Origin of the sequence: Streptomyces anthophorae (assembly GCF_049310305.1) — a bacterium.
In the GTDB taxonomy this organism is placed as follows: domain Bacteria; phylum Actinomycetota; class Actinomycetes; order Streptomycetales; family Streptomycetaceae; genus Streptomyces.
Window position 1 is genome coordinate 5,888,364 of sequence record NZ_JBLWQQ010000001.1, and the last position, 24,470, is coordinate 5,912,833.

General features: G+C 69.3%; 23 protein-coding genes and 3 tRNA genes. 14 read left to right on the plus strand and 12 right to left on the minus strand.

What is annotated here, in order from left to right:
- The first annotated feature begins 127 nt into the window (after positions 1-127).
- The gene (locus ACNYS0_RS26695) at positions 128-760 is read left to right on the plus strand and encodes a mycothiol-dependent nitroreductase Rv2466c family protein (protein ID WP_422430744.1); all 633 of its coding nucleotides are present in this window, start codon (positions 128-130) and stop codon (positions 758-760) included.
- Here ACNYS0_RS26695 and ACNYS0_RS26700 read toward each other — a convergent pair.
- The 4 genes from ACNYS0_RS26700 to ACNYS0_RS26715 form a co-directional block, all read right to left on the minus strand.
- Positions 757-975 carry a hypothetical protein gene (locus tag ACNYS0_RS26700; protein WP_422476988.1) on the minus strand — a complete coding sequence of 73 codons (219 nt, stop codon included), beginning with the start codon at positions 973-975 and terminating at the stop codon, positions 757-759. The two genes, ACNYS0_RS26695 and ACNYS0_RS26700, sit on opposite strands and share 4 nt — an antisense overlap.
- 138 nt (positions 976-1,113) lie before the next feature.
- Positions 1,114-1,755 carry a superoxide dismutase gene (locus ACNYS0_RS26705; protein WP_267070450.1) on the minus strand — a complete coding sequence of 214 codons (642 nt, stop codon included), beginning with the start codon at positions 1,753-1,755 and terminating at the stop codon, positions 1,114-1,116.
- Between the two features lie 157 nt (positions 1,756-1,912).
- Entirely contained in the window at positions 1,913-3,331 is a 1,419-nt protein-coding gene (locus ACNYS0_RS26710; protein WP_422476989.1) for an amino acid permease, read from the minus strand.
- A gap of 167 nt (positions 3,332-3,498) precedes the next feature.
- A complete protein-coding gene (locus ACNYS0_RS26715) occupies positions 3,499-4,854 on the minus strand; it encodes an amino acid permease (RefSeq protein ID WP_422476990.1) in 1,356 nt (451 codons plus the stop codon).
- Between the two features lie 295 nt (positions 4,855-5,149).
- On the opposite strand from ACNYS0_RS26715, the gene ACNYS0_RS26720 reads away from it, so the two are divergent.
- Positions 5,150-5,731 (plus strand): biotin transporter BioY, encoded by a 582-nt coding sequence (locus tag ACNYS0_RS26720; RefSeq protein WP_422476991.1) that lies wholly within the window; start codon positions 5,150-5,152, stop codon positions 5,729-5,731.
- Positions 5,732-5,735: 4 nt separating this feature from the next.
- Here the strand turns inward: ACNYS0_RS26720 and ACNYS0_RS26725 are convergent, their stop codons facing one another.
- Positions 5,736-6,494: an LPXTG cell wall anchor domain-containing protein gene (locus tag ACNYS0_RS26725; protein ID WP_422476992.1), complete on the minus strand. Its 759-nt coding sequence runs from the start codon at positions 6,492-6,494 to the stop codon at positions 5,736-5,738.
- Between the two features lie 187 nt (positions 6,495-6,681).
- Here ACNYS0_RS26725 and ACNYS0_RS26730 point away from each other — a divergent pair, with 187 nt between their 5' ends.
- Positions 6,682-8,181: a protein kinase domain-containing protein gene (locus tag ACNYS0_RS26730; protein ID WP_422476993.1), complete on the plus strand. Its 1,500-nt coding sequence runs from the start codon at positions 6,682-6,684 to the stop codon at positions 8,179-8,181.
- 54 nt (positions 8,182-8,235) lie between these two features.
- On the opposite strand, the gene ACNYS0_RS26735 is transcribed toward ACNYS0_RS26730, so the two are convergent.
- Positions 8,236-9,660 (minus strand): amino acid permease, encoded by a 1,425-nt coding sequence (locus tag ACNYS0_RS26735; RefSeq protein WP_422476994.1) that lies wholly within the window; start codon positions 9,658-9,660, stop codon positions 8,236-8,238.
- 161 nt (positions 9,661-9,821) lie between these two features.
- Between ACNYS0_RS26735 and ACNYS0_RS26740 the strand changes: the two genes are divergently transcribed.
- Both ACNYS0_RS26740 and ACNYS0_RS26745 read left to right on the plus strand, forming a co-directional pair.
- Positions 9,822-10,310: a ribose-5-phosphate isomerase gene (locus ACNYS0_RS26740; RefSeq protein WP_422476995.1), complete on the plus strand. Its 489-nt coding sequence runs from the start codon at positions 9,822-9,824 to the stop codon at positions 10,308-10,310.
- Between the two features lie 216 nt (positions 10,311-10,526).
- Positions 10,527-11,345 (plus strand): Fpg/Nei family DNA glycosylase, encoded by an 819-nt coding sequence (locus tag ACNYS0_RS26745; protein WP_422476996.1) that lies wholly within the window; start codon positions 10,527-10,529, stop codon positions 11,343-11,345.
- Here ACNYS0_RS26745 and ACNYS0_RS26750 read toward each other — a convergent pair.
- Positions 11,342-12,574: a GNAT family N-acetyltransferase gene (locus ACNYS0_RS26750; protein WP_422476997.1), complete on the minus strand. Its 1,233-nt coding sequence runs from the start codon at positions 12,572-12,574 to the stop codon at positions 11,342-11,344. The genes ACNYS0_RS26745 and ACNYS0_RS26750 overlap by 4 nt on opposite strands.
- A 139-nt stretch (positions 12,575-12,713) precedes the next feature.
- Between ACNYS0_RS26750 and ACNYS0_RS26755 the strand changes: the two genes are divergently transcribed.
- A complete protein-coding gene (locus ACNYS0_RS26755) occupies positions 12,714-13,886 on the plus strand; it encodes a SpoIIE family protein phosphatase (protein ID WP_422476998.1) in 1,173 nt (390 codons plus the stop codon).
- A gap of 6 nt (positions 13,887-13,892) precedes the next feature.
- Here the strand turns inward: ACNYS0_RS26755 and ACNYS0_RS26760 are convergent, their stop codons facing one another.
- Complete coding sequence (locus ACNYS0_RS26760) at positions 13,893-15,074, minus strand: cation:proton antiporter (protein WP_422476999.1); 1,182 nt, start codon at positions 15,072-15,074, stop codon at positions 13,893-13,895.
- A 182-nt stretch (positions 15,075-15,256) separates the two neighbouring features.
- Here ACNYS0_RS26760 and ACNYS0_RS26765 point away from each other — a divergent pair, with 182 nt between their 5' ends.
- Positions 15,257-15,694, plus strand: coding sequence for an HD domain-containing protein (locus ACNYS0_RS26765; RefSeq protein ID WP_422477000.1), 438 nt, complete (start codon positions 15,257-15,259; stop codon positions 15,692-15,694).
- Positions 15,695-15,719: 25 nt separating this feature from the next.
- Here ACNYS0_RS26765 and ACNYS0_RS26770 read toward each other — a convergent pair whose 3' ends face one another.
- Both ACNYS0_RS26770 and ACNYS0_RS26775 read right to left on the minus strand, forming a co-directional pair.
- Positions 15,720-16,514, minus strand: coding sequence for an SDR family NAD(P)-dependent oxidoreductase (locus tag ACNYS0_RS26770; RefSeq protein WP_422477001.1), 795 nt, complete (start codon positions 16,512-16,514; stop codon positions 15,720-15,722).
- A gap of 79 nt (positions 16,515-16,593) precedes the next feature.
- The gene (locus ACNYS0_RS26775) at positions 16,594-17,745 is read right to left on the minus strand and encodes an acyltransferase family protein (RefSeq protein ID WP_422477002.1); all 1,152 of its coding nucleotides are present in this window, start codon (positions 17,743-17,745) and stop codon (positions 16,594-16,596) included.
- A 510-nt stretch (positions 17,746-18,255) separates the two neighbouring features.
- On the opposite strand from ACNYS0_RS26775, the gene ACNYS0_RS26780 reads away from it, so the two are divergent.
- The gene (locus tag ACNYS0_RS26780; RefSeq protein ID WP_399230785.1) at positions 18,256-18,450 is read left to right on the plus strand and encodes a hypothetical protein; all 195 of its coding nucleotides are present in this window, start codon (positions 18,256-18,258) and stop codon (positions 18,448-18,450) included.
- Positions 18,451-18,540: 90 nt separating this feature from the next.
- On the opposite strand, the gene ACNYS0_RS26785 is transcribed toward ACNYS0_RS26780, so the two are convergent.
- Positions 18,541-18,600 (minus strand) — tRNA-OTHER (locus ACNYS0_RS26785).
- A gap of 116 nt (positions 18,601-18,716) precedes the next feature.
- On the opposite strand from ACNYS0_RS26785, the gene ACNYS0_RS26790 reads away from it, so the two are divergent.
- Positions 18,717-19,184 carry a hypothetical protein gene (locus ACNYS0_RS26790; RefSeq protein ID WP_422477003.1) on the plus strand — a complete coding sequence of 156 codons (468 nt, stop codon included), beginning with the start codon at positions 18,717-18,719 and terminating at the stop codon, positions 19,182-19,184.
- A gap of 378 nt (positions 19,185-19,562) precedes the next feature.
- Here the strand turns inward: ACNYS0_RS26790 and ACNYS0_RS26795 are convergent.
- A tRNA-Gly gene (locus ACNYS0_RS26795) sits at positions 19,563-19,633 on the minus strand.
- A gap of 139 nt (positions 19,634-19,772) precedes the next feature.
- Here ACNYS0_RS26795 and ACNYS0_RS26800 point away from each other — a divergent pair.
- The 5 genes from ACNYS0_RS26800 to clpX all read left to right on the plus strand — a co-directional run bounded on the left by ACNYS0_RS26800 (position 19,773) and on the right by clpX (position 24,419).
- Positions 19,773-19,849: transfer RNA gene (locus tag ACNYS0_RS26800), tRNA-Pro, on the plus strand.
- Between the two features lie 159 nt (positions 19,850-20,008).
- Positions 20,009-21,394 (plus strand): trigger factor, encoded by a 1,386-nt coding sequence (tig, locus tag ACNYS0_RS26805; protein WP_422477004.1) that lies wholly within the window; start codon positions 20,009-20,011, stop codon positions 21,392-21,394.
- 256 nt (positions 21,395-21,650) lie between these two features.
- Entirely contained in the window at positions 21,651-22,256 is a 606-nt protein-coding gene (locus tag ACNYS0_RS26810; RefSeq protein ID WP_422482788.1) for an ATP-dependent Clp protease proteolytic subunit, read from the plus strand.
- 61 nt (positions 22,257-22,317) lie between these two features.
- The gene (locus tag ACNYS0_RS26815; protein WP_266719658.1) at positions 22,318-22,977 is read left to right on the plus strand and encodes an ATP-dependent Clp protease proteolytic subunit; all 660 of its coding nucleotides are present in this window, start codon (positions 22,318-22,320) and stop codon (positions 22,975-22,977) included.
- A 155-nt stretch (positions 22,978-23,132) separates the two neighbouring features.
- Positions 23,133-24,419, plus strand: coding sequence for an ATP-dependent Clp protease ATP-binding subunit ClpX (clpX, locus tag ACNYS0_RS26820; RefSeq protein ID WP_385767265.1), 1,287 nt, complete (start codon positions 23,133-23,135; stop codon positions 24,417-24,419).
- Positions 24,420-24,470 lie beyond the last annotated feature (51 nt).

Consider the following 24,470-nt stretch of genomic DNA (forward strand, 5'->3'; position numbering starts at 1 on the left):
TTTGTGACGTAACTGTTCAGCCGCCTACGATCCTCGCACGCGGCTCCGACACCGGACATCGGGGAATGGACCGGGCACGGACCGTGTTGCCGCAGCCGAGACCACCCGGTGAACCTTGAGGAGAGCCATGTCCGAGAAGACCCCTGTCGACTTCTGGTTCGACCCCCTGTGCCCCTGGGCCTGGATGACCTCGCGCTGGGTCCTGGAGGTCGAGAAGGTCCGCGACATCAAGGTCCGCTGGCACGTGATGAGCCTCGCGGTGCTCAACGAGCCGCGCCTCGACGAGCTGCCGGAGGAGTACCAGGAGATGATGCGCACCCAGGCCTGGGGCCCGGTCCGCGTCGTCATCGCCGCACAGCAGGAGCACGGCGCGGAGGTACTCGGCGACCTCTACACCGCGCTCGGCACCCGTATCCACAACCGCGGCGAGGGCCCCACGAAGGAGGCCGTCGCCGGCGCCCTGGAGGAGGTCGGCCTGCCCGCCTCGCTCCTCGACCACTGGGACGCCACGAAGTACGAGGAGGAGCTCCGCGCCTCCCACAAGGAGGGCATCGACCTGGTCGGCCAGGACGTCGGCACGCCGGTCATCGCGGTGCCGGGAGCCGACGGCAACCAGATCGCCTTCTTCGGCCCCGTCGTCACCCCGGCGCCCAAGGGCGAGGAGGCGGCCAAGCTCTGGGACGGCACGCTCCTCGTCGCCTCGGTCCCGGGCTTCTACGAGATCAAGCGCACGCGCACGGTGGGCCCGATCTTCGACTAGTCGTCGATGTCGTCCGGGAGCCGACCGTGCCATGAGGACAGGTGGCGCCGCAGCGTCAGGCATCCGGGAGTGGCGCATCGCCAGGTCTTGTTGATGTCGGCCGAGCTGTGGCCCTCCGAGGCCAGATGTGCTGCCTCGTGGGGCTTCAGCTGACGGAAGCCGCGCATCCCGTGGCAGGTGCGGCAGTCCCAGTCGTGGCGCTCTGCTTTCATCATGCAGCCAATTTCCCCCGGAACCCCGCATACCGACAGGCCCCCGCGAGTCACATCCTCGCGGGGGCCCGTCTCTTTCCGCCCGCCGCGCGTGAAGGTTGAGAAGACGATCACGAGGCGGGACGCATCACGCGGTGCTGGTCACGGCACGAGCAGCAGGTTGTACGCCCGCTCCTTCGCGGCGGCGTACCGCTTGGCGACGTCCTGCCAGTTGACGACCCGCCACATCGCCTCGATGAAGTCGACCTTCTGGTTCTTGTACTGAAGGTAGAACGCGTGCTCCCAGGCGTCGAAGACGAGGATCGGGGTCGAGCCCTGACCGACGTTGCCCTGGTGGTCGTAGATCTGCTCGACGATGAGCCGCCCGCTCACCGGCTCGTACGCGAGGACGCCCCAGCCGGAGCCCTGCGTGGTCGCCGCGGCCTTCGTCAGCTGGGCCTTGAAGCCCGCGAACGAGCCGAAGGACTCCGTCAGTGCGTCCGCGAGCTCGCCCACGCCGTCCGCCGCGAGCGGCTCGCCGCCGCCGTCGCCGGTCATGTTGTGCCAGTAGATGCTGTGCAGGATGTGGCCGGAGAGGTGGAAGGCCAGGTTCTTCTCCAGGCCGTTGATGGAGCCCCACTGCTCCTTGTCCCGGGCCTCGGCGAGCTGCTCCAGGGTGTCGTTCGCGCCCTTCACGTACGCCGCGTGGTGCTTGTCGTGGTGCAGCTCGATGATCTGCGGGTTGATCACCGGCTCAAGCGCCGCGTAGTCGTACGGAAGCTCAGGAAGCGTGTACGTGGCCATGTCTCTCCGTGCCCTCCGACTGCTTATTGCAACTCTATTGCAAGTGCAGGCTAACAGCAGGAGTGCCGGGCGCAATGGGCGGGCGCGACGAAAGGGCCCCCGGACCAAGTGGTCCGGGGGCCCTTCGTGTTGAACGTTGAACGGTGAGCGGGTGGGGCTACTTCTTCTCGGCCATCTTCTGCCGCGCGTAGCCGACCGCCGCGAGGACGACCGCCAGGCCGCCCGAGAAGTACAGCTGGATCCGCGTGTCGTGCTCGCGGGCCATCAGGACGAAGACGGCGACCATGCCGACGAGCGCGATGATCGTCAGGTAGGGGTACGCCCACATCTTCACGACGAGCTTCTCCGGCGCCTCGCGCTCCAGCTTGCGGCGCAGCACCAGCTGCGAGACCGCGATGAAGAACCAGACGACGAGGATGATCGCGCCGATGGTGTTGAGCAGCCAGGCGAAGACGTCGTCCGGGCGCCAGTAGCTGAGCAGCACGCACACGAAGCCGAAGACGGCCGACAACAGGACGGCGACGCGCGGCACTCCGTTGGAGACCTTGCCGATGACCTTCGGGCCCATGCCGCGGGCGACCAGCGAACTGGCCATGCGGGAGGCGCCGTAGATGTTGGCGTTCATGGCGGAGAGCAGCGCCACGAGGATGACCACGTTCATGATCTGGCCGGCCGCGGGGACGCCGAGGTGGTCGAGCGTGGCGACGTACGGGCCCTTGGTCGGGATCTCCTTCGCGGTCCAGGGGAGCAGGACCACGACGACCGCCATCGAGCCGACGTAGAAGAGGGCGATGCGCCACATCGCCGTGCGGACCGCCTTCGCGACGCCCTGGATCGGGTGCTCCGACTCGGCGGCGGCGATCGTCACCGTCTCCAGGCCGCCGTACGCGAAGACCGAGGCCAAGAGGCCGACGATCAACCCTTCCGTGCCGTTCGGCATGAAGCCGCCGTGGCCGGTGAGGTTGGACATGCCGGGGGCGTCGACGTCGGGCAGCACGCCGAGGATCGCCAGGACGCCGATGACGAGGAAGAGCACGATCGCGCCGACCTTGAGGGCGGCGAACCAGAACTCGAACTCACCGAAGTTCTTCACCGCCGACAGGTTCGTGACCGTGAACAGCAGCATGAAGAGGGCCACCCAGGCCCACTCCGGGACGCCCGGCACCCAGCCGTGCACGATGCCCGCCGCGCCGATGCCCTCCAGGCCGACGGCCACGCAGAGCAGGAACCAGAACGACCATCCGGCCGTGAAGCCCGCCCACGGCCCGATGCCCCGCTCGGCGTGCACCGAGAAGGAGCCGGAGGCCGGGTAGGCGGCCGCCATCTCGCCCAGCATGCGCATCACGAGCATGACGAGCGCGCCGGATATCGCGTAGGCGAGGATGATCGACGGGCCGGCCGCGGCGATCGCGGTGCCGGAGCCCACGAAGAGCCCTGCGCCGATCACGCCACCGAGCGCGATCATGGAAAGATGGCGCTGCTTGAGGCCGTGCGACAGCGACGGCTCGGCCGGCTCCTGCCCCTCCGGCCGCGCGTCCGCACTCTCTGCTGTGGACTGCGCTGAGTTCCCAGACATGGGTGTGCCCTGTTCAGTAGCGGTGACGGTCCTGGCGTAAACGGTGCGTAAAACTGCCACAGTCTCGGCGCACGGCCCGCTCACAGGGAATAGGTTTCCGGTATACGGACACCACGCTCACACGCCGCGACGATCATGTCGACGTACGGTGAACGACCGGGCACCGTTCAGGCACGCCGTGCGCGCAACTCCCGTACGCCCGCGACCGCGAGGACGAGCAGCGTCGCCCCGGTCGACCACATCAACTGCGGCCGCGCCGTGTCGTCGGTCAGCATCAGGCCGAAGACCGCGGCCATCGCGGCGATCGCCACCCACGTCAGGTAGGGGAACGCCCACATCCTCAACACGAGGCGCTCCGGGGCCTCCTGCTCGATGCGCCGCCGCAGCCGCAGCTGCGACACCGCGATCAGCGCCCACACGAACAGCAGCACCGCGCCGACCGAGTTGAGCATGTAGAGGAAGATCGTGTCCGGCCACTCCAGGTTGAGCAGGACCGAGATGAACCCGAAGGCCACCGAGGCGAGCACCGCGCGGCGCGGCACCCCGCCACCGCTCACCTTCAGCAGCGACTTCGGCGCCTCGTCGCGCTCGGCCAGCGAGAAGATCATGCGGGACGAGCCGTAGAGGTTGGCGTTCAGCGCGGAGAGCAGCGCCACGAACACCACGATGTTCATGATCTGCGCCGCCGACGGGACGCCGATCGAGTCGAGCACGGTGACGTACGGGCTGATCCCCGCCTTCTGCTCCGTCCAGGGCAGCACGGTCACGATGACCAGCATCGACCCGACGTAGAAGAACAGGATCCGGTACACCGCGCTGCGCACCGCGCGCGCGACCGAGCGGGCCGGGTCCTCGGACTCGGCGGCCGCGATCGTCACGACCTCCAGGCCGCCGAACGCGAAGACCACCGCGAGCACTCCGGAGACGACGCCCTGCCAGCCGTGCGGCAGGAACCCGCCGTCGCCGGTCAGATGGGTGAGGCCGACCGGATCGGTGTCCGGCAGGACGCCGAAGATCGCGAGCGTGCCGAGCACCAGGAACGCGACGATCGCGAAGACCTTGAGGGCCGCGAACCAGAACTCGAACTCGCCGAAGTTCTTCACCGCCGTCAGGTTCGCGGCGGTGAACACGACCATGAAGAGCAGCACCCACGCCCACTGCGGGATGCCGGGCACCCAGCCGTTCGCGATCTGCGCCGCGCCCGTCGCCTCGACGGCGAGCACCACCACGAGCATGAACCAGTAGAGCCAGCCGGCGCTGAACCCGGCCCACCGCCCGAGCGCCCGCTCCGCGTGCACCGAGAAGGAACCGGACGCGGGCATGGCGGCGGACATCTCGCCGAGCATCCGCATCACCAGCATCGCGAGCGCGCCCGCGATCAGGTACGAGACGACGATGCCGGGCCCCGCGACCGCGATACCGGCACCCGAGCCGACGAACAGGCCCGCGCCGATGACCCCGCCGAGACCGAGCATCGTGAGGTGGCGCTGCTTCAGCCCGGTGGAGAGTGGTTCGTCTTGCATGGGGCTTCAGCCGATCTCGGATGTGCGGGCCGCGCCGGCGTGCGCGGTTTGGCGGGAACCTACAGTCTCCCGTTCAAGCGGCCCCGCGCGCAAAACGGACTACCCTGCGGCCTCGCCCAGTGACGAGCATCACCTTGTACGGGGTGTACGCGCCGTTGTTTGTTCAGAGCCCACCAACACGGCGTGGGCCGCTTTGTCGACCGGCGACCGTGATCGGCCCAACTCCCTTGGGATAGCGTCACAAAGTCCTGCCCCTGCCCGACCGCAAGGTCCTCCAACCGAACGCGGAGTCCCCATGAGCACCGCCGTTGTCACGACCGCCCGTCCGGGCAAGGTCCTGGCCGACCTCCTCCCCGCCTCCCGCGCGAAGAACATCGCGCTTGTCGTCGGTGGCGCCGCCCTCACCGGCATCGCCGCGCAGATCGCGATCCCGGTCCCGGGCTCGCCGGTCCCGGTCACCGGACAGACCTTCGCCGCGCTGCTCGTCGGCACCGCGCTCGGCGCCCGCCGCGGCTTCCTCGCGCTCGCCGTGTACGCGCTCGCGGGCATGGCCGGGGTGCCGTGGTTCGCGGAGGGCGGCTCGGGCATGGCGTCGGCCTCGTTCGGCTACGTCATCGGCCTGATGCTGGCCTCGGCCGCGGTCGGCGCGCTCGCCCGGCGCGGCGGCGACCGCTCGATGCTGCGCACCGCGGGAACGTTCGTCCTCGGCGAGGCCATCGTCTACGCGGTCGGCGTCCCGTACCTCGCCCTGTCCACCGGCATGGGCCTCACGGCCGCGATCGCCGCGGGCCTCACGCCGTTCCTCATCGGCGACGTGCTGAAGGCGGCCCTGGCGATGGGCGCGCTGCCCACCGCCTGGAAGCTCGCCGACAAGTAACCGCCTAGCGCGCGCCCGGCTCGGTGCGGCGGGTCCACCACAGGCCCGCCCCGCCGGCCGCGAGCAGCGCCGCGCCGACCGCGCCCAGCGGCAGCACGGCGTCACCGACGCCGGTCGAGGGCAAGTCCCCGGTCCCCTTGTCGCCGCCCTTGTCCCCGGAGTCTCCGGCAGGGGCGGCCGGCTTGTTCTCGGTGCCGAGCAGCAGCGGAGTGACCGGCGCGTTCGGCGAGGGGCTCGTCGTGCCGAACGGCACCGGGCCCTGCTGCCAGAACGTCTTCTTCGTGTCCCCGCTCTGTACCGGCAGACAGATCCTCCCGGTCTTGTCGAGATCGAATGTCGCGGCGACCTTGTACGACTTCGACTTTCCCGCCGCGAGATTTTCGATGGCGCAGGAGAATCCGCTGTTGGATCCCTTCGGCAGCTTGTTCTCCGGTATCGCCGTGCAGTTCGGCACATCCTTCACCACGAGCCCGTCGAACCCCACGACGGCCAGGATCACCGGCCCGCTGCCCTTGCTTCCCTGATTGCCGACGCTCGCGACCAGATTCCGTGTCTGCCCGGTCGAGTTGTCGGCCGAGATCTTCTCCGGCAGCGTCGTGGTCAGCTTCACCCCCGAGGGCGCCGCGTCCACCTGCTTCCCGCCCTCGCCGCTGCCCGGACCAGGCCCGTCGTCCGCGAGCGCGGCGCCCGGCAGCACCATGAACGCCGTCGCGGCGGCTGCGCACAGCGACCCGGCGATTTTGATCTGACGTCGTGAACCCATACTCGTCGTCCCCCTCGGTCTTTCGGCTACCCCCAACCGCGGCCGAATTCGCGGCACTTGAAGAGGTACCACAAGATTTCTCCGCACTATGCTGGGGCGGCGCGAAGCGTCGAATTCGTGATTCTCTGTGTTTCGGGGGTGCAGTCGATTGCCTGGGAATGCGAGTGGAGGCGTCCAGGGATTACTGGTGGCGTCCCGCTACCGCCTGGACGAATCGATAGGCCAGGGCGGAATGGGGCGCGTGTGGCGCGCGGTGGACGAAATGCTCGACCGCCGGGTCGCCGTCAAGGAAATGCGCATCGACGGTCTCGACCCCGAGGACGCCCGCACCCGCCGCGAGCGCACGCTGCGCGAGGCCCGCGCCACCGCCCGCATCGACCACCCCGGGGTGGTGCGCGTCTACGACGTCGTCGACGAGGGCGAACGCCTGTGGATCGTCATGGAGCTGGTCGACGGCCGCTCCCTGGAACAGGTCCTCGTCGAGGACGGGCCGCTGCCGCCCGACGAGGTCGAGCGGATCGGGCTGAGCCTGGCAGGGGCGCTGCGCCAGGTGCACGCGGGCGGCGTGCTGCACCGGGACATCAAGCCCGGCAACGTACTGATCGAGCGCGTGGGGCGGCGCCGCGTCATGCTCACCGACTTCGGCATCGCCGCGATCCAGGACGCCAAGGCGCTCACCATGGTGGGGATGCTGGTCGGCTCGCCGGACTACATGGCTCCGGAGCGGGTCGCGGGCCGCCCGCAGGGCCCGCCGTCGGACCTGTGGTCCCTCGGGGCGACGCTCTGCGCGGCCCTCGGCGGCAGCTCGCCGTTCTCCCGGGAGACGACCCTCGCGACCCTGCACGCCGTCCTTTACGAGGAGCCGCGGCTGCCGCCCGAGGCGGGCCGCCTCGGCCCGCTCCTCGCGGGCCTGCTGGCGAAGGAGCCGCGGGACCGCCCCGACGTCGACACGGTGACCGGGGCACTGGCCCCCGCCGAGCCCCCGAAGCCCTCCGGGGCGCCGCAGCCCAGGACCCACACCCTCGACATCGGTGTGCGCCGCCCGGAATCCGCGCCGCCGCGGCCGCGTCGGGCGAACCGCCGCAGGACGGCCCTCGTCGCGGGCGGGGGAGTGCTGGCCGTGGGCCTCGCGGTGTCCCTCGCCCTCACGCTGCCGAACGGGGACCCGCGGGCCGGCGGCCCGGCACCGACGACGTCCCGCCCGCCGACCGTCGAGGGCACGTCCAGGCCGCCCACCGAGAGCCTTCCGGCGGGCGCGCGGCGGGAGGCGGGGTACGCCTGGGTGCCGCCGAAGGGCTGGGAGCGGGTCGTGAAGACGGCGTCCGAGGTGCACTACACGTCACCGGACGGGACCCAGGAACTCGTCGCCCAGTCGGCCCTCGCGAAGGACGATCTCCTGGCGACGTGGCAGAAGTCCGAACGCGCCGCCCACCAGGGCCAGGACTACAAGAAGCTCCGCCTGAGCCGCACCACGTTCCGCGGCCGCCCCGCGGTGGTCTGGGAGTACCTCTTCACCCTCAAGGGCGCCCGCTGGCACGCGGAACTCCTCGGCTTCGACCGCGGCAGCCGCTCCTACCAGGTGGGGACGTGGTACCGCCCGGAGGTGGAGGAACGGGCGAAGGCAACGTACGAAAAGGTGAAGTCGACGTTCACCCCATCCGGCAGATCAAGCCCCGCCGGCGATTGAGGCACGGGGGCCGGGGCGGCGCCCCGCGACGCCAACCCCGGACCACCGAAACACCTACGCCTTCGCCCGCTGCACCTTCTCGCGAACGAGCGCGAACCCGACGACGAACGCCGCGACGAGCAGGGAAAGCAGAACCTGCTCCCGCCCCGCGTCATCCGTCAGCATGTACACGAGAACGAACGAGATCATCGCGATCGTCGCCCACGTCAGATACGGGAACAGCCACATCTTGACGACGAGCTTCTCCGGCTGGTCCCGGAGGATCATCCCGCGCATCTTCAGCTGCGTGAAGCAGATGACGAGCCACACGAACAGCGCGACGGCTCCGGAGGAGTTCAACAGGAAGTTGAAGACGGTGTCCGGCCACTGGTAGTTGAACCAGACGGCGAGGAACCCGAACACGACGGACCCGAGGATCGCGACCCGCGGCACACCGCGCGACGTGGTCTTCGCGAACGCCTTCGGCGCGTCCCCGCGCTGCCCCAGCGAGAAGGCCATCCGGGAAGCGGTGTAGAGCCCGGAGTTCAGGCACGACAGCACGGCCGTCAGCACGATGACGTCCATGACCTGCCCGGCGTGCGGGATGCCGATGGAGTTCAGCGCGGCGACGTAGCTGCCGTCCTTGGTGATCGACGGGTCGTTCCACGGCAGCAGCGTGAGGACCACGAAGATCGAGCCCAGGTAGAAGATGCCGATGCGCCAGATCACGGAGTTCGTGGCCTTGGTGACGGCCTTCTGCGGGTCCTCGGACTCACCGGCGGCGAGCGTGACGATCTCGGAGCCCATGAAGGAGAAGACGACCATCAGCACACCGGTGAGGATCGCTCCGGGCCCCTTCGGGAAGAATCCACCGGCATCGGTGAGGTGCGCGAACCCGGCGCCCGGGTTGTCGGAGCCCGGCAGCACGCCGAACACGGCGAGCATGCCCACGATCACGAACGCCGCGATCGCGACGACCTTGATCCCGGCGAACCAGAACTCGAACTCTCCGTAGGAGCCCACGGCCGCCAGGTTCACGACGGTCAGCACGACCATCACGATCAGCGCCCACCCCCACTGGGGGACGCCCGGTATCCAGCCGTTGAGGATCTTCGCGCCGGCGGTCGCCTCCACGGCGAGCACCACGACCCAGAAGAACCAGTACAGCCAGCCGATGGAGAAGCCGGCCCAGCGGCCGAGCGCCTGGTCGGCGTAGGCGGAGAAGGAGCCGGACGACGGCCGTGCGGCGGCCATCTCGCCCAGCATCCGCATCACGAAGACGACCATCGCGCCGACGAGGGCGTACGAGACGAGGATGGCCGGTCCTGCGGCCGCGATGCCGGAGCCGGAGCCGACGAACAGACCGGCTCCGATGACGCCGCCGATGGCGATCATGGACAGGTGCCGGTTCTTCAGCCCTGCCTTGAGTCCGTCTCCGTCGCCGCCGGTGGGCGGCGTGCCGGAGGAGGCCCCAGTGGTGGGGGGCGACTGCGTGGTCATGCACGGGTCCTTACGTTTGCGGTAAACGTGCGCTCGCATTCAATGCACCCGGGCGGCCGGTTCGGAAGCTTTGAGTCCGGATTGTTGTCAAGGCCACGACCGGCGCCCCGGCGGGCACCCGGAGGCGGCTACCCGGCCCGCCTCGTGCCACACTCGGACCCATGCGCGTGTACCTCGGCTCGGATCATGCCGGCTACGAACTCAAGAACCACCTGGTCGAATGGCTCAAGGCCCACGGCCACGAGCCCGTCGACTGTGGGCCCCACATCTACGACGCCCAGGACGACTACCCGCCGTTCTGCCTCCGCGCCGCGGAGCGGACGGCGGCGGACCCCGACGCCCTCGGCATCGTGATCGGCGGCTCCGGCAACGGTGAGCAGATCGCCGCGAACAAGGTGAAGGGCGTCCGTGCGGCCCTCGCCTGGAGCGAGCAGACCGCCGCGCTGGGCCGTGAGCACAACAACGCGAACGTGATCTCCATCGGTGGGCGGATGCACACGGAGGAGGAGGCGACGAAGTTCGTCGAGATCTTCCTGGCGACGCCGTACTCCAACGAGGAGCGCCACCAGCGCCGCATCGACATGCTGTCGGCCTACGAGGTGTCGGGCGTCCTCCCCGCGATCCCGCCCCACCACCCGCAGCAGGACTGACCCCCTCCGGGGCTGCACCTGCCCCGTGGTTGCGCCGGCGGGGCTTGATTTTCAAGCTCCGCCGGCGATACGGGTGCGTATTTCAAGCCCCTGCGGCGATTGAGCAGCGGGGTCCGGGGCGGAGCCCCGATCTTTTCCAGCCCCGCCGGCGTTTGAGGCGCGGGGTCCGGGGCGGAGCCCCGAGGCGTCAACCACGATCGGCTGAAAGGAACCGGCGTGCCCGAGGGTCACACCATTCACCGGCTCGCCCAGGACCACGCCGAGAAATTCGCCGACCGCAAGGTCACCGTCACCAGCCCCCAGGGCAAGTTCTCCGACGCCGCAGCGCTCCTCACCGGTCAAGAACTCACCCGCACCGAGGCCCACGGCAAGCACCTCTTCCTCGGGTTCCCCGCGGAGCACTGGGTCCACATCCACCTCGGCCTCTTCGGCAAGTACACCTTCGGCTCCACCCCCGCCCCGCCCCCCACGGACACCGTCCGCCTCCGCCTGGCGAACGACACCCACTACGCGGACCTCCGCGGCCCCACCACCTGCGCCCTCATCACGGACGCCGAGAAGCAGGCGATACACGACCGCCTCGGCCCGGACCCGCTGCGCCCCGCCGAGGACCCCGCCAGGGCCTACGCGCGGATCTCCCGCAGCCGCACCACCATCGCCGCGCTCCTCATGGACCAGAAGGTCATCTCGGGCGTCGGCAACGTCTACCGCGCCGAGGTCCTCTTCCGGCACGGCATCGACCCGTACACCCCGGGCAAGAACCTCACCGAGCCCCAACTGCACGCCATCTGGGACGACTTGGTGGCGCTGATGCACGACGGCGTCCGCGCCAACCGCATCGACACCGTCCGCCCCGAGCACACCCCCGAGGCGATGAACCGCCCGCCGCGCGTCGACGACCACGGCGGCGAGGTCTACGTCTACCGGCGCGCACCCCAGCCCTGCCACCTGTGCGGCACCGAGATCCGCACGGCGGAACTGGCGGCCCGCAACCTCTTCTGGTGCCCCACCTGCCAGCCGCCGGGCACGTACTAGAACCCGTGCGGCAGCCAGGGTGCGACGGTCGACCCGAACGCCACCGACGCCTCCGTGAGCGACCCCGGCCGCAGCTCCCGCACCCGCCCGGCCCCGGCCAGCTCGAGCAGTGACGCGTCGCCGAGGTAGGCGGCTCCCAACTCCCGTACGGAGAGGGCGAGATCGGCCGGGTCCTCGGTCCGCTTGCAGGACGCGCCGCCCTTCGCGTCACCCGTGAGCCGCCAACGCCCCTCGTTCCAGGGGCAGAAGGCGTCCCGCACCTCGAACACGACGTCCACGGGCGCCAGATACGTACGCGCTTCGAGTGCCTCGCCCACCTCCACCAGGCGTACGTGCATCGAGTCCCGCACCCGTACCTCGCACCGCCGGATGTCGGAGACCAGCGAGAACAGCGGATCGTCCACCGGCAGGTTGCCGCACTCCACGGTCTCGGTGAGGTCGATGCTGCACAGGAACCGCCACAGCGCCGCGTACGCCGCGGGCTCGACCGCGGTCACCTCGCGCACCTGGACGGTGCTGCGGTCAAGACCGTGCTCGGACTCCGGCTTCACGTGGAATCGCGCGAACCCGACCATCTCCCCGCCCAGTTCGGCGACCACGCACTGCAACGGCGAGGCCCCGCCCCGGTCCCGCTCCGGGTCGAGCAGCGACAGCCGCTCCCAGCCGGGCAGCCGCCCGAGCATCCCCGGCCGCGTCCCCACGGTCCGCAGATACACGGCCTCGCAGCGCTCGGCGGCCTGCGCCGGGTCCGCGTACCGCAGCCGCACGTCGTCGGCCTCCGCGGGCGCGTCGACGCCCACCCGCCGCGACTCGATGCGCACCGTCGCCTTGCGGGTCCCGGTCCCGTAGCCGAACCGTCCGTAGATCACGGGCTCGGACGCCGTGAGCACCGCGAGGGGCTCGCCCCACCCTCGTACGTCGTCGAGTTGACGGCGCATCATCTGGGTCAGGATGCCGCGCCTGCGGTGCGTCGCGGCGACGCTGACCATGGTCACGCCCGCCGCTGCCACGAAGGCCCCGCCGGGCACCGAGACGCGGAACGGGAAGGCGCCCGCCGTGCCCACGCACTCGTCGCCGTCCCAGACGCCGATCGAGCGGTCGATGGAGGTCAGCTCCCGGTACAGGCCGCGTTCCTCCGGCGCCTCGGCGATCCCTCCGAAGGCCCGCTCCAGCTTCCCGTACCAGTCGTCCCACTCGCTGTCGTGCAAGGTGCGCAGATCGGTCGCCATACGCCATCCCTACCAGGGCGGGCAGCGACGGGCGAGGGATTTTCCCTCCTGTACGGGGGCTGACGGGCGTGCCCGGAAAGGGGGACAAGTGGGACCTCCCGTGCACAGCCCCGGACCCGGTGGATAAGGTCCACGAACAATGGCGGTACGACGAGAGCGGCGCGGGCGCGGACAGCGCGCGGAAGCCGATACGTTCCCGGCCCGGTTGAGGATGCGTGTGCACCGGGTCCGCACAGCCGTGCGCAAATCCGGGGTGGACTACTTCCGCGGTGACGGCTCGGACTGGATCGCGCTGGTCGGGCTGCTCATCACCGTCCCCGTGATCGCCTTCGCCACCATCCTGAACCCCGTGTGGTGCGCGCCCGCCGTCCTCGTCCTGCCGATCGTCGCGGGCGGCCTGCTGCTGCGCCCGGCCAGCCTGCTCGGTCTGTACGCGGCGGCCGCCGCGGCGCTGATCGTGGAGTCGTTCCAGCTCGGCCCGTACACGCAGCGCTCGGCCGGGGTCACGCCCGGCACCGTGCTGACGGTCGCGGCCTGCGGCTTCTTCGGCCTGCTCATCGCCCAGTTCCGCAGCCGGGTCGGCGTGCCCTGGCGGCGCGGCGGAACGATGCTCTTCGACCTGCGCGAGCGGATCCGTACACAGAGCCGGCTGCCCAAGCTGCCGCCGGGCTGGCACCGCGAGATGGCGCTGCGCCCGGCGGGCGGCCAGTCGTTCTCCGGTGACTTCGTCGTCGCGGCCCGCACGAACAACGGCCGCACGCTTGAGGTCGTCCTCACCGATGTGTCCGGCAAGGGCATGGACGCGGCCTCGCGCGCGCTGCTGCTGGCCGGCGCCTTCAGCGGGCTGCTCGGTTCGCTGCCGCCGCACGCCTTCCTGCCCGCGGCCAACGGCTATCTGCTCCGCCAGGACTGGGACGAGGGCTTCGCGACCTCGATCCACCTCGTCCTGGACCTCGAATCGGGGGACTACGAGCTGTACTCCGCGGGCCACCCGCCGGGCCTCCAGCTCAGCGCGGGCACCGGGCGCTGGGAGGAGAAGGCGGCCGAGGGCCCGCTCCTCGGCGTCTACGACGGGGCCGAGTTCGACGCCACGAAGGGGACGCTGCGCCCCGGTGACGTGCTGATGCTGTTCACGGACGGCCTCGTGGAGACCTCCGACCGGGACATCAGCGAGGGCATCGACCGCCTCACCGGGGAAGCCGACCGGTATGTGACCGGCGGCTTCCACGGTGCGGCCTGGCACCTCATCGAGGCGGTGGCCAAGGACGTCAACGACGACCGGGCCCTGCTGCTGATCTGCCGGGACGCCTGAGGCGCCCTACACCCCGGCGCCGACGCGTGGCTCCTCGAGCAACGGCGCCCGCTCCTTGATCGGCAGGATCCGGGCCAGCCACGCGGAGCGGCCCGCGGCCATCGGGCCGAGCACCGCGAGCAGCAGCACGTAGCCCGCGATGAACGGCGAGAGGCGTTCGTCGAGCCCCGCGCCCGCGGCCATCGTGGCGAGGATCAGGGCGAACTCGCCGCGCGCCAGCAAGGTGGTCGAGATGTTCGCGGCGGGCCCGGCCCCGAACCCGTAGATCTTCGCCCCGCCGATCCCCGCGAGGACGTTCATGACGAGCGTCAGCGCGACCGCGGCGAGCACGGGCCACAGCACGGACGGCAGGTCGCCGGGGTCGATGGAGAGCCCGAACCCGAAGAAGAAGATCGCTCCGAAGGCGTCCCGCAGCGGGTGCACCAGCGTGCGGATCCGCTCGCCGGAGGCGGTCGAGCCGAGCATCAGGCCGACCATGAACGCCCCGATGGCGTCGGCGACCCCGAACCACTCGGAGACCCCCGCCACGAACACCGCGGCACCGAGGAAGGAGATGACGAGGAGTTCGTCGTCCTTGGTGTTGAAGAGCATGCCGACGATCCGTGTGCCGAACCGCGCCGCGAGCGCGAGCAGCAGCAGGAACCCGAAGGCCTTGCCGCCGTCGAGCACGGCGGCCGACAGCGAGTCCGCGCCGGACAGGATCGGTTGCAGGGCGGCCAGGTACAGGGCGAGGAAGATGTCCTCGACCACGATGATGCCGAGGATCGGCTTGGTCTCGGGGTTGCCGAGCCTGCCGGTGTCGACGAGGACCTTGGTGACGATCGCGGACGACGAGATGCCGAGCACCCCGGCGAGGACCAGAGCCTCGGATGTGCCCCAGCCGAGGGCGAATCCGAAACCGAGGCCGGCGCCGACGTTCAACGCGAGGTACGTCCCTCCGGCGACGGCCATCTTGCGGCCGCCGGTCTTGAGGTCGTCCATGTGGAACTCGAGGCCGAGATAGAAGAGCAGCAGTACGAGGCCGAGCGCGGAGAGCATCTCCAGGTCGTGCGGGTCGGAGAGCAGCACGACGCCCGGCGTGTGAGGGCCGAGGAGTATTCCGGCCAGGATGAACAGGGGGATGGTGGGGAGTCCTATGCGCCCGCCCAGGCGGGCGAGGACGGCGGCGGCCAGAAAGGCGCCGCCCATGGCGATCAAGGTGTCTGCGTGTCCGATGGGCCCGTTCCTCCTTGGTCTTGAAGCCCCGCCGTCAGGACAGACTGGAGGCTTTGGTCAAGAGAGCGTCAAGAAAACGTCAATACTTAGCTTACCAAACGACCTGGGTCCAAAGTCCCGAGCGCGTGCGGGGGCCGCGTGGGAGGCTCTGCGACATGCTCACGCTGACGGAAGTCGAGGCCCTCGCGCGGCAGGCCCACCAGGGCCAGAAGGACAAGGCGGGCCGCCCGTACGCGGAGCATCTGGCGGCCGTGGCCGAAGGCACCCGCGCCAGGGGAGGCACCGAGGCCCAGATCGCCGCGGCCTGGCTGCACGACGCGATCGAGGACAACGCGCTCACGGAGGAGTGGCTGGACGCGGCCCCGCTCCCGGCGGAGGCGAAGGCGGTCGTCCGCGCGCTGACCAAGCGCGAGGGCGAGCCCCCGGAGGCGTACGCCCAGCGCATCCTCGCCACCCCCGGCGCCCGCCTGGTCAAGGAGGCGGACCTGGCCCACAACGCGGATCCGGGCCGCCTCGCCGTCCTCGACGAGCCGACCCGGAATCGACTGACCAGCAAGTACGCGAGGATGCGCGCGCTGCTGGGGCTCTCTTAGCTTGTGCGCGGGGCCTTGCGGGGCCCTACGGCAGGATCGAGTCCACGTACCCGCCGTCCACCCGCAGGGCGCCGCCCGTCGTGGCGCTCGACAGGTCGGAGGCCAGGTAGACCACCATGTTCGCGATCTCCTCGGGCTCGATGAGCCGTTGCAGCAGGGACTGCGGACGGTGCTCGCGCATGAAGGCCCGCTGCGCCTCGTCCCAGGGCAGATCGCGGTCGACCAGTTCGTAGACGAAGTCCTCGACGCCGCCCGTGTGGGTGGGGCCCGCGATGACGGAGTTGACGGTCACACCGCTGCCGGCGGCCTGCTTCGCGAAGCCGCGGGTCACGGAGAGCAGCGCCGTCTTGGACATCCCGTAGTGGATCATCTCGGCGGGGATCACCACGGCCGAGTCGCTCGCGATGTTCTGGATCCGGCCCCAGCCGCGCTCGGTCATGCCGGGCAGGTAGTGGCGGATGAGGCGGACCGCGGCCAGCACGTTCACCTCGAAGTAGCGGCGCCACTCCTCGTCGGTGATCTCCAGCGGGTCGGCGGAGCCGAAGATGCCCAGGTTGTTGACCAGGATGTCGACGTGGGGGAGCGCCGCGGCGGCGTCCCGCAGGCCGTCCTCGGTGGTGACGTCGGCCGCGACCGGGACCAGGTCCGCGCCGGGCGCCTCGGCGCGGATCCGGGACACGGCCTCGTCGACGCGCTCCCGGGTACGGCCGTTGACGCCCACGCGGGCCCCGGAGCGGGCGAGGCCCGTCGCGATGGCGGCGCCGATGCCCTGGGTGGATCCGGTGACCAGGGCGGTGCGCCCGTTGAGATCGATCTGCATGAGGCCGGGACTCCTCGTGATGCGGGTTCGGGTAAGGGTGGGCGGGTTCGTCCCCGGTCCCACCCTTACCCGAACCACGTCAGGCGCGCTGCCTGGCCCGTGCCGTCTCGGTGGCGTCCTTCTTGAACGCCCACGGCATCCTCGGCTCCATGGCGAAGCGGAAGGCCCGTTGCACGGGTGGCGTGCACAGGGCGGTGACGACCGCGCCCGCGATGAGCGTGACGGCGACCTCGCCGTACGGGGTGTGCGTCCAGTCCGCGTCGAACCAGCCCCAGAACCGGGAACCCTTCGCCAGGAACCCGTGCAGCAGATAGCCGTACAGCGTCCCGGCGCCGAGCACCGTGAACCACGTCCTGCGGCCCGGCACCCACGCGAAGAAGCACGCGGTGAGCACGATCGAGCAGCCGAACAGGGCGAGCGTCATGACGACGCCGACCCACCACGGGACGCCCAGCTCCTGAGCGCTGTCGCGGTGGTAGAACCACACCGACGTCATGCGCGGAGCCGCCCAGTAGGCGAGCAGGAAGGCGCACACGCCGATCGGCACGGACAGGATCCGCACCTCGCGCCGCCGTACGAGCTGGAAGTGCTCCGGCTTCAGGAACAGGCCGAGCACGAAGAACGGCAGGAACTGAAGCACCCGCTGGAGGTCCAGGTCGTCGCCGATGTCGGGGGAGACCGCCGCGAGCACGGCGATGGCGATGGAGAGCGGGATCGGCCAGCGGACGATCTTCCACAGCGGAGTGGTGAGCCGCCAGATGAACAGCGCGACGAGGAACCAGGTCAGGAACCACGGGTCGAGCAGGCTGATCGGGTGCGCCGGGTCGTTGTCCGCGTACTTCTTGAAGATGCTGTACGCGACCTCGAAGATCACATATGGCACGGCGACGCCGGTGATGAGGCGCCGCAGGCGGTCGGGCCGCATGTCGAAGCTGCGCGAGAAATAGCCGGAGATGATGATGAACGCCGGCATGTGGAACGTGTAGACGATCTCGTACAGCGCTTCGGCGGTACGGCTGCCGTCGGTCAGCGGCTCCCAGGAATGGCCCATCGCGACGAAGACGATGGCCAGGTATTTGGCGTTGTCGAAGAACGCGTCGCGCTGCTTGGGCTTGGGGGTGTCGGCCGGAGCGGGGGCCGTTTTCTGCTGGGGGGCGACCTCCGCGGCGGGCCGCGCGGTCGGGGGGAGCGGGGTGCGGTGCGAGCCCTGTGGGTGCAGCGAGTTGGTCACAGGCCCTCCCACCAGGAACTCGGGGAGATCGTGGGGGGCCGCACTGCGCCGGTGGGGATGATGGCAGTGTGGAACATCTGAGGCACCTTAGTGGGGCCCCTGTGATTTCGTAAAACCCTCAACTCGATTCCTCCTTGGTGTTTCCAGGTACCCCGTTTGCGCGGAAGTCGACATGAGGTTTGTGCGGTTGCGCCCCATCGGTTTGCCCGCCCTTGGTGAAATGACCGATTCGTCCCGTACCGCGCGGGCGTTAATTGGACATCGCTTTTCCTTGATTTTCCTGTGTGCAAACCAAGGGGAAACTGAGAGAAAGCCTGCACGCCGAGCCGGGGGCGGGTGTGCGGGGCGGCCGGGACGATAGAAACGATCAAGCCGAAACCCGCGGGTACGTGGCCGACGATGCGTCACGGGCCGCATAGGCGCGCCGGGTTGGTGGCACGATGGTTCTGGCGGGGGGTGCGGCTTCACCCTCCGGGCCGGGAGAGCGGACCGACCTAGGGTGTGATCAGTGTGGCCATTTCGCTGTCAGTGGTGCTGTTGTTGGCGATCGTTCTCGTCGTCCTCATGCGCGGCGGCTCGATCAAGGCGGGACCCGCCATAGTCGCGGTGCTCTTCGGCTTCTTCCTCGCATCGACCGGAATGGCGCCGGCGATCAACAACTTCCTCAACTCGGTCGCGGACAGCGTCAGCGCGATCAAATTCTGAGGCAGCGGTCCAGGGCGCCCGGCGGAGACCGCGAAAAAGCCTCCGGCCCGGTCCACGAGGAGTGGATCCGGGCCGGAGGCTTTTCACGAGAGCGGGCGACGGGAATCGAACCCGCGTAGCCAGTCCGGAAGGTCGCGTACGCACACCCGCTCTGACCAGGCAAGACGCCGGCCTGCGCGTTCTCGGGAGGCTCGCCGCGACTCCCCGTGGTTCCCCGCTCGGTCGGAAGCTACGCACGGCGCCAGGCGGATGGAAGGATCACGAGCATGACAAGCAATGCCGAGCTGTCCTTCCGCATCATGGGCGCGTCCGCGCGCTGGGCGGCCGCGCTGGCCGCGCTGGCGGCGATCGGGGCAGGAGTCGCGGCCGGTCTCGGTGTTCCGGGGTACGACGAGTGGGTGGCCTGCTCCTCGGTCCTCGCTGTGGGAACCCTTACGGCTTTCGGATTCCTCGGGCGCCGCCTGGAGGTGGGCCAGGACGGGCTGCGGTATCGCACAGTGCTGCGGTGGCACCGACTGGAATGGGGCGAGATCGACCGCTTCGAGGACGTGCGGGTACAACCCGGCGACCGTCGCCTGAGTACCCACAATCTCCGTGTCGTGGTCAAGCTGCGCAGCGGCGAAGCCGTCTGGCTTCCGGTGCCGTACGCCGGCTCCGTGGGCGCGTTCGGCTTCGAGGACCAGCTGCGCGCCCTGCGGGCAGCACACCATCGCTACAGGCCCGGCACCGCATGACCGCCTGGATGCCGCGTGCAGTTCCAGCTCGACGACAAGACCCCGATGGTCCAAGGCCGACAGCAACATGAACCACGCCTGCTCGGCTCTGCCTGGGTCGACGGCGGACGGGATGGGAGCCCTTCACGCACCCTCCCGCGGGCCCGCACTCGGCAGCGCTGCCCGCAGGACCCCCGACGAGCCTGGGTTTGTCGAGCAGTTCCCGTGTGCGGATGAAGCCGAGCGCAGTGATCGATGGGAGCCATCAGTAATCACCGCAGGTGAGGCAGGGGTAACACCCTGGTGAACCCCTGGGGGGCGGAGGACTGAACGGGTCCCTAGGAAACGATCAAGGCCAGGCAGAGGAAATAGCCTCTGACCTGGCCTTGAGTCGTATAGAGCGGGCGACGGGAATCGAACCCGCGTAGCTAGTTTGGAAGACTAGGGCTCTACCATTGAGCTACGCCCGCACGGCTGCACCGCAGGTCGGTGACCGCGGCACGCAGGCATCGTAGCGGGTCGAGGGCGTCGAGTGCACACCCTCTTTCCGGCGGCCCGCAGCGCGGGCGCCGCACTGCCTGCGGGCATGTACCCTACGTGTCGCACCGACGGGGTGTGGCGCAGCTTGGTAGCGCGTCCGCTTTGGGAGCGGAAGGCCGTGGGTTCAAATCCCGCCACCCCGACCAGCGTTCGGGCGCAGGTCGTGAGACCGCCCCGGGGTTCTCCAGGATCGCATCAAGATCGCATTGTGGGTCAGCAGCGGCGTGCCGTTACTATGCAAGCTGCATGCCCGTGTGTCTCTAAGCCGGGCAGATCCCAGAAGTCAGCCCCCAAGGAGACCCACCGTGAAGAGCGCCGTCGAGACCCTGAACCCGACCCGGGTTCGGCTCAGCATTGAGGTGCCCTTCGAGGAGCTCAAGGACAGCCTCGACGCGGCGTACAAGAAGATCAACCAGCAGGTCACGGTGAAGGGCTTCCGCAAGGGCAAGATCCCGGCCCGCGTCATCGACCAGCGCTTCGGCCGCGGTGCGGTTCTCGAAGAGGCGGTCAACGACGCGCTCCCGAAGTTCTACACCGAGGCCGTGAACGAGGCGGAGCTCAACGTCCTCGGCCAGCCCGAGGTCGACATCACGGACCTGAAGGACGGCGAGACGCTGAACTTCACCGCTGAGGTCGACGTCCGCCCGACGATCGAGATCCCGGACTACTCCGGCATCGAGGTCGAGGTCGACGCCACCGAGGTCACCGAGGAGGACGTCGACAAGGCCGTCGAGCAGCTGCGCGACCGCTTCGCCTCCACCGCGCCGGTCGAGCGCGCCGCCGAGGACGGCGACGTCGTGACGATCGACCTGGAGGCCAAGGTCGAGGGCGAGGTCCTCGAGGACGGCGTCGCCTCCGGCGTCTCGTACACCATCGGCTCGGGCGAGCTCCTCGACGGCATCGACGACGCCGTCAAGGGCCTGGAGGCCGGTGGCGAGGCCACCTTCACCTCCGAGCTCAAGGGCGGCTCCGCCGAGGGCAAGGACGCCGAGGTCACCGTCAAGGTGACCCAGGTCGCCAAGCGTGAACTGCCGGAGCTCGACGACGAGTTCGCGCAGCTCGCCTCCGAGTTCGACACCCTCGAGGAGCTGAAGGCCGACAGCCGCAAGCGCCTCGAGAACCAGAAGCTGAACGACCAGGCCACGCAGGCCCAGGAGCGCGTCCTCGAGAAGCTGCTCGAGCTGGTCGAGGTCCCCGTCCCGGAGAAGCTCCTTGAGGACGAGGTCCAGACCCGCAAGCACAACCTCGAGAACCACCAGCTCGCCCAGATGGGCCTGAACCTCGAGAAGTTCCTCGAGATCCAGGGCAAGACGGTCGAGGAGTTCGACGCCGAGACGAGCGAGCAGGCCGTCAAGGGCATCAAGACGCAGTTCGTCCTCGACGAGCTCGTCAACAAGGAGAAGCTGAACGTCAGCCAGGAGGAGCTCACCGAGCACCTCATGCGCCGCGCCGCCTCCTCCGGCATGTCCCCCGACCAGTTCGCCCAGGCCGTCGTCGAGGGTGGCCAGGTCCCGATGCTGGTCGGCGAGGTCGCCCGCGGAAAGGCCCTTGCCACGGTCGTCGAGGCCGCCACGGTCAAGGACACCAACGGCGAGGTCGTCGACCTCTCGGACGACGAGGAGGAGACGGAGGAGGCCGCTGAGGCCGCCGCCGAGTCCACCGACTCCGCCGAGGAGAAGAACGAGGCGTAACCGCCCCGCTCGGAACATGTGACCGAGGCCCCCGGAACCGCAGTGGTTCCGGGGGCCTCGGTCACACGTGCCCCTCGTGGCGCCGTACCTGCGCTCACAGCGAACAGTTCCATCCGCGGGATTCCCCGGAGGGGGCCGCGCGTTAGGGTCCATGAAGAGAAGGGCAGGGGCGTCCGAGCACGGCCCCCGACCCAGCTAAAGACGCGAGACGGCGCGTAGCCGTCAGAGACGAGCAGGTGGATACGTGACGAATCTGATGCCTTCCGCCGCAGGCGAGCCGTCCATCGGTGGTGGCCTCGGCGACCATGTCTACAACCGGCTGCTCGGCGAGCGCATCGTCTTCCTCGGGCAGCAGGTCGACGACGACATCGCGAACAAGATCACCGCACAGATGCTGCTCCTTGCCGCCGACCCGGACAAGGACATCTACCTGTACATCAACAGCCCGGGCGGCTCGGTGACGGCCGGCATGGCGATCTACGACACCATGCAGTACATCCCGAACGACGTCGTCACCATCGGCATGGGCATGGCCGCCTCCATGGGCCAGTTCCTGCTGACCGGCGGCGCGGCGGGCAAGCGCTTCGCGCTGCCGCACACCGACATCCTGATGCACCAGGGCTCCGCGGGCATCGGCGGTACCGCGTCGGACGTGAAGATCCAGGCCGAGTACCTGCTGCGCACGAAGAAGCGCATGGCCGAGATCACCGCGCGCCACTCGGGCCAGACCGTCGAGACGATCATCCGTGACGGTGACCGCGACCGCTGGTTCACCACCGACGAGGCCAAGGAGTACGGCCTCATCGACGAGATCATCACTGCCGCTACGGGCGTTCCGGGCGGCGGCGGCACCGGCGCCTGATCCTCGCGATCACGTCGGCACAGCCAGCCAAGCCCACCTTCACCAGGACGGAACACCGAGCATGAACAACTTCCCCGGCAGCGGCCTGTACCAGGGCCCCCAGGTCGACAACCGCTACGTGGTGCCGCGCTTCGTCGAGCGCACCTCGCAGGGCGTGCGCGAGTACGACCCGTACGCGAAGCTCTTCGAGGAGCGCATCATCTTCCTCGGCGTGCAGATCGACGACGCGTCGGCCAACGACGTCATGGCGCAGCTGCTGTGCCTGGAGTCGATGGACCCGGACCGCGACATCTCCATCTACATCAACAGCCCCGGCGGCTCGTTCACGGCCCTCACGGCCATCTACGACACGATGCAGTTCGTGAAGCCGGACATCCAGACGGTCTGCATGGGCCAGGCCGCCTCCGCGGCCGCCGTCCTGCTGGCCGCCGGCACCCCGGGCAAGCGCATGGCGCTGACCAACGCCCGCGTGCTGATCCACCAGCCCTCCGGTGGCACCGGCCGTGAGCAGCTCTCCGACCTGGAGATCGCGGCCAACGAGATCATGCGCATGCGTGCTCAGCTGGAAGACATGCTGGCCAAGCACTCGACGACGCCGATCGAGAAGATCCGCGACGACATCGAGCGCGACAAGATCCTCACGGCCGAGGACGCGCTCGCGTACGGCCTGGTCGACCAGGTCGTCTCGACGCGCAAGATGAACAACGAGGCGATCGCGTAGTCAGCGCTGTATCGTCTGCCGTCCCCTCGGCACGGTTCCCGTAAAAGTGAACCGTGCCAAGGGGGGCCCGAACGGGGGGCCCGGCAAGGTACCGTCGGATACAGGCACCAGGAGCCGCTTACGCGAGCGTCTCCCAGGCGAAGGGGAAGCACCTCGTGGCACGCATCGGTGACGGCGGCGATCTGCTCAAGTGCTCGTTCTGCGGAAAGAGCCAGAAGCAGGTCAAGAAGCTCATCGCAGGCCCCGGTGTATACATCTGCGACGAGTGCATCGACCTCTGCAACGAGATCATCGAGGAAGAGCTCGCGGAGACGAGCGAAGTGCGCTGGGAAGAACTTCCCAAGCCGCGCGAGATCTACGAGTTCCTCGAGAGCTACGTCGTAGGACAGGAAGCCGCCAAGAAGGCCCTGTCCGTCGCGGTGTACAACCACTACAAGCGCGTCCAGGCCGGCGAGAACGGCGGGGCGAACGGACGGGACGACGCGATCGAACTCGCGAAGTCCAACATCCTTCTCCTCGGCCCGACCGGTTCTGGGAAGACGCTCCTCGCGCAGACGCTGGCGCGCATGCTCAACGTCCCGTTCGCCATCGCCGACGCGACGGCGCTGACGGAGGCGGGCTACGTCGGCGAGGACGTCGAGAACATTCTGCTGAAGTTGATCCAGGCGGCCGACTACGACGTCAAGAAGGCCGAGACCGGGATCATCTACATCGACGAGATCGACAAGGTGGCCCGCAAGTCGGAGAACCCGTCGATCACCCGTGATGTGAGCGGTGAGGGCGTGCAGCAGGCGCTTCTCAAGATCCTTGAGGGGACCAGCGCCTCGGTCCCGCCGCAAGGCGGCCGCAAGCACCCGCACCAGGAGTTCATCCAGATCGACACGACGAACGTGCTGTTCATCGTGGGCGGCGCGTTCGCCGGTCTGGAGAAGATCATCGAGTCGCGGGCGGGCGCCAAGGGCATCGGCTTCGGCGCGACCCTGCACTCCAAGCGCGAGCTGGAGGAGAAGGACCAGTTCCAGGAGGTCATGCCGGAGGACCTGGTGAAGTTCGGGATGATCCCGGAGTTCATCGGCCGCCTCCCGGTCATCACCGCGGTCCAGAACCTCGACCGTGAGGCGCTGCTCCAGATCCTCGTCGAGCCGAAGAACGCTCTGGTCAAGCAGTACCAGCGGCTCTTCGAACTCGACGGTGTGGAGCTGGACTTCGAGCGCGAGGCGCTGGAGGCCATCGCCGACCAGGCGATCCTGCGCCGCACCGGAGCGCGAGGACTGCGCGCCATCATGGAGGAGGTCCTCCAGTCGGTGATGTACGAGGTGCCGTCCCGCAAGGACGTGGCCCGCGTCGTCATCACCGCGGACGCCGTTCACTCGAACGTGAACCCGACGCTGATCCCGCGCGACGCCCGCGGCGGCGGCAGCGGCGAGCAGAAGTCGGCGTAGCGGAACGCCAGTCGGCACGAGAAGGGCCCCGGTCGGAGATCCGACCGGGGC